Source organism: Microbacterium sp. BF1 (assembly GCF_019279095.1).
Taxonomy (GTDB): Bacteria; Actinomycetota; Actinomycetes; order Actinomycetales; family Microbacteriaceae; genus Microbacterium; species Microbacterium maritypicum.
The window spans coordinates 1-2266 of sequence record NZ_JAGYWT010000404.1 but is presented as its reverse complement, the minus strand read 5'-3'; the positions used below and the strand labels follow the sequence as shown (position 1 = coordinate 2266).

The following is a 2266-nucleotide window of genomic DNA, read 5'->3' as shown; positions in this document are numbered from 1 at the left end:
GTAGCGCTGCGCGTCGGAGTAGGAGAACACGCGGGCCATGAGCATCTTGTCGGGCGAGATCCCGGTGCCGGGCACCTGGTTCCCCGGCGAGAACGCGGCCTGCTCGATCTCGGCGAAGAAGTTCTGCGGGTTGCGGTTCAGCGTGAACGTGCCGACCTTGATGCGCGGGTAGTCCTTCTTCGACCAGGTCTTCGTGAGGTCGAAGGGGTTGAAGCGGTAGTCCTTGGCCTCGTCGTACGGCATGATCTGCACGAACACATCCCACGAGGGGTTCTCGCCGCGCGCGATCGCGTCGAACAGGTCGCGACGGTAGTAGTCGGCGTCCGAGCCGGCGAGCTTCTCTGCCTCGTCGGCCTCCATGGTCTCGAAGCCCAGGGTGGAGAGGAAGTGGTACTGCACCCAGAACCGCTCCCCGGCCGCGTTCACCCACTGGTAGGTGTGCGAGCCGTAGCCGTTCATGTGGCGCCAGCTGCGGGGAAGGCCGCGGTCGCCCATGAGGTACGTGACCTGGTGGGCGGTCTCGGGCGAGAGCGTCCAGAAGTCCCACTGCATGTCGGCGTCGCGCAGACCCGAGTCGCCGAGGCGCTTCTGCGAGTGGATGAAGTCGGGGAACTTCATGGCGTCGCGCAGGAAGAACGTGGGCGTGTTGTTGCCGACGATGTCGAGGTTGCCCTCGGTCGAGTAGAAACGCAGCGAGAATCCGCGCACGTCGCGCCAGGTGTCGGGCGACCCCTGCTCTCCGGCGACCGACGAGAAGCGGATGAGCGTCTCGCTCACGGCGCCGGGCTGGAACACCGCGGCCCTGGTGTACGCCGACACGTCTTCCGTGACGACGAACTCGCCGAACGCGCCGCCGCCCTTCGCGTGCGGGTTGCGCTCCGGCACACGCTCCCGGTTGAAGGAGGCGAGCTTCTCGACCAGGTAGCGGTCGTGCAGCACGGTGGGGCCGTCGGCGCCGACCGTGAGGGAGTGCGCGTCGCTCGCGACGGGGGTCCCGGTCTGGGTCGTGGTGGCAGGTTTCGTCATGGTGTTCTCCTTCTCCTTATCCGCATCCGTGCAGGCGCGACGAACACCCCATCCGAGGATGGGCGATCGGCGGACTGCTGCTGTGCGGCGTTCTGGCAACTGGGACACAGGCCCCAGAAGGTGACTTCGGCTGTCTGGACGGTGAATCCCCCCGTCGAGGACGGGGTGAGACACGGCGCTTCACCGACGACGCAGTCCACGTCGCCGATGGCACCGCAGGAGGTGCAGACGACGTGATGGTGGTTGTCGTCGACGCGCCGCTCGTAGAGCGCCGCGGAGCCTGCCGGTTCGATCCGGCGGATGAGGCCCGCCGTCGTTAGGTCCGCGAGGATGTTGTGCACCGACTGGATCGACGTGGTCGGCAGCACTTCGGACACAGCGCGGTAGAGCCGTTCCGCGTCTGAATGGGCCATGGAGTCGAGAGCCTCGAGAACGGCGACGCGGCCCGCGGTCGCACGAAGCCCGGCACCGCGAAGCGCTGAGTCGAGTTCCGTCTCCATGCCTTGAGTGTACCCCGTGATTTGAATAACTCAAAAGAACGACCTGCGTACTGCACCCGGCGTCAGACGAAGCGGACGGTCTGCTGCAGTCGGGTGCGCACGTCGAACAGTTCGTTCCCGCCGATCGCCCGCATGGGTGGGTCTCCGGGCTCGACGGTGGGTGGGGGACGGGGTTCTGAACGGGGATGACTCGGATCGGTGCAGACGGCTCGACGCTACCGGGCGCACGGCCCCGGGGCGGTCGCGACACCGATCGCCGCGTCGATCTCGCAGAACTGATCGTGCGAGAGTGCGCTGGTGCGGTTCCACGCGCGCTCGGCCATCGCCCGCAGCGGCCTGCGGACCCCGTCGGCGACCTCTTCGGGGGTCTGCGCCGAAGCATCGTCGGACCAGACGGAGAACGAGGCCCCGAGGAGCCGAGCGGGGTAGGGCATCGGGATCTCCTGCCGGGTGCCGTCCGGGAGCGCAGGGAACAGACCCGGATGCCACTCGGACTCCCAGATGCGCGCGCTCGTCGGATACGTGTAGCCCGCCTTCTCTCCGAGGACGTAGTACAACAGCGCGTCGTGGAAGTTCACGAGGGGGTTCCCCGCGTCGACGGCGGCGGCGAGCGGCCGCATCTCGACGTGCCAGTTCGTCCACCAGGTCAGCACGAGATCCGGGTCGAGGGCGACGGTCTCGCTGCGGAGCATCCCGTCGTTCCAGACGCGCGGGGCGAGGCCGCGTGCACGGAGGTGCGC

The 2266-nt window shown here is 67.8% G+C and carries 3 protein-coding genes; all 3 read right to left on the bottom strand.

The features are described from left to right. Positions 1 to 1026 (bottom strand): catalase (locus KZA10_RS12815; protein WP_218683064.1); only part of this gene is annotated, 1026 nt, incomplete at its 3' end. Then, positions 1023 to 1526, bottom strand: a complete 504-nt coding sequence (locus KZA10_RS12810) for a Fur family transcriptional regulator (protein ID WP_256934817.1) — start codon at positions 1524 to 1526, stop codon at positions 1023 to 1025. The genes KZA10_RS12810 and KZA10_RS12815, both read right to left, overlap by 4 nt. 215 nt (positions 1527 to 1741) lie before the next feature. Beyond that, the coding region (locus KZA10_RS12805; RefSeq protein ID WP_218683063.1) for a hypothetical protein at positions 1742 to 2266 on the bottom strand (525 nt) is incomplete at its 5' end.

Excerpts from the sequence above, each read along its gene's own strand:
- KZA10_RS12810 (WP_256934817.1), bottom strand. The coding sequence starts at position 1,526 with ATGGAGACGGAACTCGACTCAGCGCTTCGCGGTGCCGGGCTTCGTGCG.